Source organism: Bilophila sp. 4_1_30, assembly GCF_000224655.1.
GTDB lineage: Bacteria > Desulfobacterota > Desulfovibrionia > Desulfovibrionales > Desulfovibrionaceae > Bilophila > Bilophila wadsworthia.
This window is the reverse complement of the sequence record NZ_JH114237.1, coordinates 38,527-46,459: the sequence shown is the minus strand read 5'-3', so window position 1 is coordinate 46,459 and position 7,933 is coordinate 38,527. Positions and strand designations below refer to the sequence as shown.

Here is a 7,933-nt window from a genome sequence, read left to right as displayed (position 1 = left end):
TTTCTCCTCCCTTCCCCAATAAATCTATCCCGCTACTCGGTCTCGCGCGTGTACACCACTTCGATGTCCGGGAACTCCTCGTCCTCAAGGACCATCTCCTGATAATGCAGCAGCGGCGCGTGGGCTTCCATTTCGGCGCGGAGGCTCCACATGGCGGCGAGCAGTTCCTCGACACCTTCGCCCTGATCCGCGGACATGAAGAAAATCTCCCGCCCGTCCCTCGCGGCGATGGCGCGGAGGGCATCCACTTCCTCGGGCGTGCGCAGGTCAATCTTGTTGATGACCTGCAACTGACGGCGCAAACCGAGATCCTCGTCGAAGGCGTTCAGCTCGTCGTTGACGAGATCGAAGCCCGCCCAAGGGTTCTCCTCGGGGTTCACATCTTCGATGCTGAGGATGTGCACGAGAAAACGGGTCCGCTCCACATGCTTGAGGAAACGGTGCCCAAGGCCCTGCCCTTCGCTGGCGCCTTCGATGAGGCCGGGGATGTCCGCCACCACCATACGCTGATCGGGATCGTACTCGTCGATCACGACGCCGAGGTTGGGCGTCAGCGTGGTGAAGGGATAGGCCGCAATCTTGGGCCGGGCCGCCGAAATGCGGGAAATGAAGGTGGACTTGCCCGCGTTGGGCAGGCCGATGATCCCCGCGTCCGCAAGGATCTTGAGTTCGAGGCGCAGATTGCGCTCCTCGCCGGGTTCGCCGGGCTGCGCGAAACGGGGTGCGCGCATGGTCGAGGACTTGAAGTGCTCGTTGCCCTTGCCGCCGCGTCCGCCCCGGACCACCAGATATTCGTCGCCCGCTTCCGCAAGGTCGGTCAGCATATGCTCGCCTTCGGGGGTCTGCTCGAACACGAGCGTGCCCACGGGCAGGTTGAGGACCAGATCCTCGCCTTTGCGCCCGTAGCGCTGGCTGCCCATGCCCCCCTGCCCGTTCTGCGCCTCGTAGTGGCGCATGATGCGGAAGTCATACAGGCTCAAAAGGCGCGAATCGGCGCGCAGGATGATGCTGCCGCCGTCGCCGCCGTCGCCGCCGTCTGGCCCGCCGCGGGGTACGAATTTTTCACGCCGGAACGACACGCAGCCGTTCCCGCCCTTACCGGCCTTGACGCTGATCACAGCTTCATCCACAAAACGCATATGAGTATCCTGTTCCTTACATGAATTATATATTGCCGCCGCCCAGCCGCGAAAGCCGTTTTTGGCAGCCGAACACGGCCAAGGCCAACCCGGCCGCATAAATCACGCCGTCAACCGCCAAGCCGTACACGGATACCGGTGGTATGCCCCGCTCAGACGCCCCCACCCAGACGAAAACCGTAGAGACGAGCAACGCCAGCAAGACGCCGCAGACGGCCTGAATCAAGGAAAAGGTTTCCTTCCCTTTGAGTATCCGCCACCGGGCAAGGGCACAGGCTATCAAAAGCGGCCCTCCGCAGTAAACGATATTCCACAACGCCCCTTCGGATACCCGACCGGAATTGGCCCACAACAACGCCTGCATACTGCGCCAAAAGGGAGCCAATACCCCCAGCTGGAGGGCGAACAGAAACACCTTGTTCATCGTATCTCCTTGAGCCTTGCGCAATCGCATCGGAGGAGGGAAACGCCTTTCTGTGGAATAAAAAAGGAGCGGGGAAGGGATGCCGGGCCACCTTTGGGAGAAGCGAAACGGGAAGGGCCTGCCTTTGGGGAAAGGCACCCTCCGCTTTCTGGGGACGGCACATACGCCAAAAGGGAAGAAGCCTGACGGCCCCTTCCCTTGAAAAATCGTCTTTTCTGCGTGCTATTCGGCAGCGGGAGCTTCGAAAGGCAGAATGTGGACGCGCTTCTGGATCTTGCGCTTGCGAACATAAGTTTCGTACTTCACCGTGCCGTCGATCTTGGCGAACAAGGTGTAGTCGCTGCCCATGCCCACGTTTTCGCCGGGATGGATCACGGTGCCGAGCTGACGGACAAGGATATTGCCGGCGAGAACGGGCTGCCCACCAAAACGCTTCACGCCGCGGCGTTGTGCGTTACTGTCGCGACCGTTACGAGAACTGCCGCCTGCTTTTTTATGTGCCATGAGGGGATCTCCTTACACTTCGGGCTTAGGCTTCGATAGCCTTCACCAGAATGGCGGTATAGTCCTGACGATGGCCCTGCAGCTTACGGGAATCATTGCGGCGCCACTTCTTGAAGACAAGAATTTTGTCACCACGCACGTGATCCAGCACAGTGGCCGTCACCTTGGCATTTTCAACATAGGGCGCGCCGACCTTCAGTTCGGCCCCACCAACCATAAGCACTTTGTCGAGGGACACTTCGCTGTTCACGTCGGCAGCCATGCGATCCACGAGGATCTTGGTGCCTTCTTCAACGCGGAACTGCTTGCCGCCCGTTTCGATAATCGCGTACATTAAGAACCTCCGAAAAAAGAGAAGGGATAAGTACCCCCTTCTCCGCAACCTGTCAAGCGGATTGGTGTACTTTGCAGGTTCGCCCACGTGCGGTTGCTCTTAGGTGAAGGGTTCGTGCAGGCCAGCGGGCGCGAATTCCGTTTATAATCCTATTTCAAAGGATATGGCAAGTAGGCTAAAAGAGCCGCCCCGGAAAGGGAATAAAAAGAACAATTATTTACTGGCAGTTATTAAAAAAGAGGAAAAAATGTAAAAAAAAATCGTCGTTCCCCCCTTCCCAACGCGCGCAGGGGGATTATTTAATGCCACGAGAGGCCGGAACACCACGGCCCGCTTGCAAGGCTTACCCCCCCGGCGAGCGTTTTCCCGATTTGAAACGAGCGGCCTCTTCCGCTATATCGGGGACACGTCCGCCATTTCGGAGAGCTTGCAGGGATTCCCCGCAGGCAGTCCGATGATGACGGGGCTGGTTGCAACAAAAAAATACCTTTTTTGGAGGATAAGTCGTCATGAGTTTGAAACCTTTGAATGACCGTGTTCTTGTGAAGCGCCTCGAATCCGAGGAACGTACCGCCAGCGGCCTGTACATCCCCGACACCGCCAAGGAAAAGCCCTCCAAGGGTGAAGTGGTCGCCGTGGGCCCCGGCAAGCACGCCGACGACGGCAAGCTCGTTCCCATGGCTGTGAAGGTGGGCGACATGGTCCTCTTCAACAAGTATGCCGGCACCGAAGTCAAGATCGACGGCGCCGAGCATCTCGTCATGCGTGAAGACGACATCCTTGCCATCATTGCCTAAGCGACCCTTTTGCCGCTTGCGACCCAAAACATCATTCTTATTTAGATAGTTCTGGAGGATATTCTCATGGCTTCCAAAGAAATTCTGTTTGACGCCAAAGCTCGTGAAAAACTGTCCCGTGGCGTGGATAAGCTCGCCAACGCCGTCAAGGTGACCCTTGGACCCAAGGGCCGCAATGTCGTGATCGAAAAATCCTTCGGCGCCCCCGTCATCACCAAGGACGGCGTTTCCGTCGCCAAGGAAATCGAGCTCGAAGACAAGTTTGAAAACATGGGCGCCCAGATGGTGCGCGAAGTGGCCTCCAAGACCAACGACATCGCCGGCGACGGAACCACCACCGCCACCGTGCTCGCTCAGGCCATCTACCGCGAAGGCGTGAAGCTCGTGGCCGCCGGCCGCAACCCCATGGCCATCAAGCGCGGCGTCGACAAGGCCGTTGAAGCCGTTTCCAAAGAACTCGGCAACATCGCCAAGCCCACCCGCGATCAGAAAGAAATCGCTCAGGTCGGCACCATTTCCGCCAACTCCGACGCCACCATCGGCAACATCATCGCCGAAGCGATGGCCAAGGTAGGCAAGGAAGGCGTCATCACCGTTGAAGAAGCCAAGGGCCTTGAAACCACGCTGGACGTCGTCGAAGGCATGAAGTTCGACCGCGGCTACCTGTCCCCCTACTTCGTGACCAACGCCGAAAAGATGGTCTGCGAGCTGGACAACCCCTACATCCTCTGCAACGAAAAGAAGATCTCCAGCATGAAGGACATGCTCCCCGTGCTGGAACAGGTCGCCAAGGTCAACCGTCCTCTGGTGATCATCGCTGAAGACATCGAAGGCGAAGCCCTGGCCACCCTCGTGGTGAACAAGCTCCGCGGCGCCCTGAACGTGGTGGCCGTGAAGGCTCCCGGCTTCGGCGAACGCCGTAAGGCCATGCTCGAAGACATCGCCATCCTCACCGGCGGCGAAGCCGTGTTCGAAGAACGCGGCGTGAAGCTGGAAAGCCTGCCCCTGTCCTCGCTCGGCACCGCCAAGCGCGTGGTCATCGACAAGGAAAACACCACCATCGTTGACGGCGCCGGCAAGTCCGACGAAATCAAGGCCCGCGTGAAGCAGATCCGCGCCCAGATCGAAGAAACCACTTCCGATTACGACCGCGAAAAGCTGCAGGAACGCCTCGCCAAGCTGGTAGGCGGCGTCGCCGTGATTCATGTCGGTGCGGCTACCGAAACCGAAATGAAGGAAAAGAAAGACCGCGTGGAAGACGCCCTCAACGCGACCCGCGCGGCCGTTGAAGAAGGCATCATCCCCGGCGGCGGCACCGCGTTCGTCCGCACCATCAAGGTCCTCGACGACATCAAGCCCGCCGACGACGACGAACTGGCCGGCCTCAACATCGTCCGCCGTTCCCTTGAAGAACCCCTGCGCCTCATCGCCGGCAACGCTGGCCATGAAGGTTCCGTGGTTGTGGAAAAGGTCCGTGAAGGCAAGGACGGCTTCGGCTTCAACGCCGCTACCGGCGAATACGAAGACCTCATCAAGGCCGGCGTCATCGACCCCAAGAAGGTGGCCCGTATCGCTCTGCAGAACGCCGCTTCCGTGGCTTCCCTGCTCCTGACCACCGAATGCGCCATTGCCGAAAAGCCCGAACCCAAGAAGGACATGCCCGCCATGCCCGATATGGGTGGCATGGGCGGCATGGGCGGCATGTACTAAGCCACGCCTTGGCACAGCCCTCGCAGCCTAGCTGAATCAAGCCCCCGACAACGTCATGTTGCCGGGGGCTTTTATGTATGCATTGGGGAGGGGAGAGGGACTGAATGGTGAACATTAGAATTTCTCTTGCTACGGGCAACTGCTTGTGCGTAAGCGGGAAACGGTCCCAACCGTGAAGGTGTCAAATATCTGACTGGCTCGCACTAAGTCTTGGATCCGCGTGGGGACACCACAAACATATCCTTTTCGGCTGCACCTGGAGATTCTGAACGAACGGCGGGTGACTACGACCTTTCATCTGTCCAACACCGCCCCCCTTGAGCCCCCCAAAAAACACTGGTACCCTCCGTACAGTCCGCTATTTCCCCCGAGCTCGACTATGCGCGGACGGCCTTCCCCCTGTTGCACTGCATCGGCAGGAGCTACCCTGCACGCGTCTACAACCCGCCCCGGACACGCTCAACGGCAACCGATACGGCTTATGCGGGCTTTCTTGGAAAAACACGGCTGCACGGTGGGAGACGGTATCTTCATCTCCTTACGGGAAATAACAAAAAGACATCCCCGATCCCGACGACGTCTTCTTATTTGAAAAAATTCTTCTGAAATCAATCGAGGGTTCCCAGTCCCGTTATGTCCAATTGAGGCTCCACTGCTTTAGAGCGGATTCCTCCCAGTGCTATCACCGTATGGTACAAATAGTCATGCGTGAATATTTTTCCTGATGTAGAGGCTTGTTTGAGCGCCGCAACGATGTCGCCATGCTTTTCGGCAAACAAGTCGCTGTACCAAAAGAAGAAGGGGATGTTTTTCTGTTCCGGATATTCCGTGCCCGTCCCGCCTATCGCATGTAAAAACCTTCCATGCTCACCAAGTAATTGTCCATGATCGGAGACGTACACGACAATGGCGTCATAGTCTTTCAGTTGTGCGTAGAGTTTCGCAAGGAAATCATCCGTCTTGACGATCGTATTGTCGTATGCGTTGATGACATTCTGCCGATGCTCCATCATCGATTCAGGCGTGTACTCATCCGGAGCAAAGACCTTAAATGTATCTGTATAATTCCCACGGTAATCGTAGTGTGATCCCGTTGTATGGAGCAACAGCAACAGGCCGTGCTGATACGTCTTGAACAACGGTTCCGTTTCTTTCAACAAATCCTGATCTGTAGGAGAACTAAAGTACCGTATGTCTTTCGACGAACCGATGAGGGCGTCCGTCAAATGCCCTGAGCGGCCAAGCTTATTCTGTCTGGAGTAAAAACAAGTCATAAAACCATGCTTGTTGAACAGCGGGATAAAACTTCCCATCGTGGGAACTCTGTTTTCCTCCGTGGCGTTCGTCAACATGCCGATAAGCGAGTTTCTTGTCTGTACAGCAAAGGAACGGGCAATCCCCAAATTGATGATATGGTTTACTTGTTCCAGTTGCGGATTGGTCTTCCTTCCGTACCCGTTCACGCTGAAATGATCACCACGGGCACTTTCGCCCAGTACAAGGACAACAATGGGCTTATCAGCCCCGCATTGGGAGGCTAGCTCAGCCGGCGAAGGCAACGAAGCCAAACGCTGCGATTTTTCCTCCTCTACCCAATACGTCTTGAAAACAGAAAAAAAGGAAAGAGGGACAATATTGCGAGTTGCCAAATACATCCTGAGTGGGGACTCAGGATCCGTTTTGTCTATGTAGAGTTTGCCTCCCTCTTTCAAGATCAAAAAACTCGAAATCAAAAGGAGCGAACTGGCAATCCACCTTTTATTGCTTATGCGGACAAAGCGCAGCAGATAAGCATGGACAATGGAAATTACAATGGCCAAAATCGCTGTGACAACAAGCGGAATACTCAAAAAACTTTTTATTTCAAAGACATTTGCCTCGAGCATAGCGGCCAAGACATCATATGTGAGAATCCTGCCGTATACCCAATAAAAATACGTCAATCCCAACCCAATACCATGCAGGAGAAAAATACAGACAGTCCCCATCTTTTTCCAACGAGCAAACAGCAGTGAGCAGAAAAGGAACAGGCACGCGTATAAAAATCCAAAGTATATCAACTGAGGCCCGTGAGCGGAGCGGAAGACTTCCGGGTTGTACAAAAAACCGCAGAATACGCTCACAAGAAAAAAGAGACCAGACAATATTTTTTCTTTCATGCTCATTACCTCTTAAAAATTCTTCAGCAAAAGGGCTATACCTGTTCGACATCCTATCGTAAAGAGAAACGTCTCTTCTTCATCTCTCCCTCGTTGCCGGAAGTGCGGCAGTCGAATACATCGCCAAGGAGTCACCATGAACATTGCTCTCGTCATCATCGACATGCAAAACGATTTCGTCCTTCCCGAAGCTCCGCTGTGCGTGAAGGGCGCGCAGGCCACCGTACCCACCATCCGTGAACTGCTCGACCGCGCACGCGCGGAAGGCTGGCGCGTGATCCACGTGATCCGCCAGCATCGCCGGGATGGGAGCGATGTGGAGATCGGGCGCGCGCCGTTGTTTACCCAAGGAGCAGGCATCTGTGTCCCCGGCACCAAGGGCGCCGAGATCGTCGACGAGCTCGCGCCTCTGCCGAACGAAACCATCCTGCGCAAACTCCGTTTCAGCGCGTTCTTCCAGACGGAACTCGACATGCTCCTGCGCCGCCTCAAAATCGACACACTGCTTATCGCCGGGACGCAATATCCCAACTGCGTCCGGGGGACCGCCACGGATGCGATGAGCCACGATTACAACACCATCGTAGTCACGGACGCCTGCTCCGCCCAAACGGACGAGATCGCCTCAACCAATGTCCGCGACATGAAAAACATGGGCATCACCTGTGTTACGCTGGCGGAACTGCCCTCCGTGCTGGCCTAGCCGCCCCACCGTTACGCTGCCGAAAGAAAGCTTCCCCCTCTCGTTTTTTTCGCCCAAAGAGGGAAAACCACGACCGCGTTCCGGGTGTGACCTTCTCCGACACCTTTTTCCAACAGGAACTCCCTCCGCGCCGCCTCCCCACCGGTCAAAAGTCTTTGGGGGA

The 7,933-nt window shown here is 56.3% G+C and carries 8 protein-coding genes; 3 read left to right on the top strand and 5 right to left on the bottom strand.

Features of this window, described 5'->3' with window-relative positions:
* Positions 1 to 32 precede the first annotated feature (32 nt).
* The 4 genes from obgE to rplU all read right to left on the bottom strand — a co-directional run bounded on the left by obgE (position 33) and on the right by rplU (position 2,401).
* Positions 33 to 1,139, bottom strand: coding sequence for a GTPase ObgE (gene obgE, locus HMPREF0178_RS19335; protein ID WP_005030499.1), 1,107 nt, complete (start codon positions 1,137 to 1,139; stop codon positions 33 to 35).
* A 25-nt stretch (positions 1,140 to 1,164) separates the two neighbouring features.
* Entirely contained in the window at positions 1,165 to 1,563 is a 399-nt protein-coding gene (locus HMPREF0178_RS19330) for a hypothetical protein (RefSeq protein ID WP_009369228.1), read from the bottom strand.
* Positions 1,564 to 1,785: 222 nt separating this feature from the next.
* A complete protein-coding gene (rpmA, locus tag HMPREF0178_RS19325; RefSeq protein ID WP_005030497.1) occupies positions 1,786 to 2,067 on the bottom strand; it encodes a 50S ribosomal protein L27 in 282 nt (93 codons plus the stop codon).
* A gap of 25 nt (positions 2,068 to 2,092) precedes the next feature.
* A complete protein-coding gene (rplU, locus tag HMPREF0178_RS19320) occupies positions 2,093 to 2,401 on the bottom strand; it encodes a 50S ribosomal protein L21 (RefSeq protein ID WP_005030495.1) in 309 nt (102 codons plus the stop codon).
* 509 nt (positions 2,402 to 2,910) lie between these two features.
* Between rplU and groES the strand changes: the two genes are divergently transcribed.
* The gene (gene groES, locus HMPREF0178_RS19315; RefSeq protein WP_005030493.1) at positions 2,911 to 3,198 is read left to right on the top strand and encodes a co-chaperone GroES; all 288 of its coding nucleotides are present in this window, start codon (positions 2,911 to 2,913) and stop codon (positions 3,196 to 3,198) included.
* A 66-nt stretch (positions 3,199 to 3,264) separates the two neighbouring features.
* Complete coding sequence (gene groL / locus HMPREF0178_RS19310; protein WP_005030491.1) at positions 3,265 to 4,908, top strand: chaperonin GroEL; 1,644 nt, start codon at positions 3,265 to 3,267, stop codon at positions 4,906 to 4,908.
* 608 nt (positions 4,909 to 5,516) lie between these two features.
* On the opposite strand, the gene HMPREF0178_RS19305 is transcribed toward groL, so the two are convergent.
* Positions 5,517 to 7,067: a phosphoethanolamine transferase gene (locus HMPREF0178_RS19305; protein ID WP_009369226.1), complete on the bottom strand. Its 1,551-nt coding sequence runs from the start codon at positions 7,065 to 7,067 to the stop codon at positions 5,517 to 5,519.
* A 136-nt stretch (positions 7,068 to 7,203) separates the two neighbouring features.
* Here HMPREF0178_RS19305 and HMPREF0178_RS19300 point away from each other — a divergent pair, with 136 nt between their 5' ends.
* The gene (locus tag HMPREF0178_RS19300) at positions 7,204 to 7,770 is read left to right on the top strand and encodes a cysteine hydrolase family protein (protein ID WP_009369225.1); all 567 of its coding nucleotides are present in this window, start codon (positions 7,204 to 7,206) and stop codon (positions 7,768 to 7,770) included.
* Positions 7,771 to 7,933 lie beyond the last annotated feature (163 nt).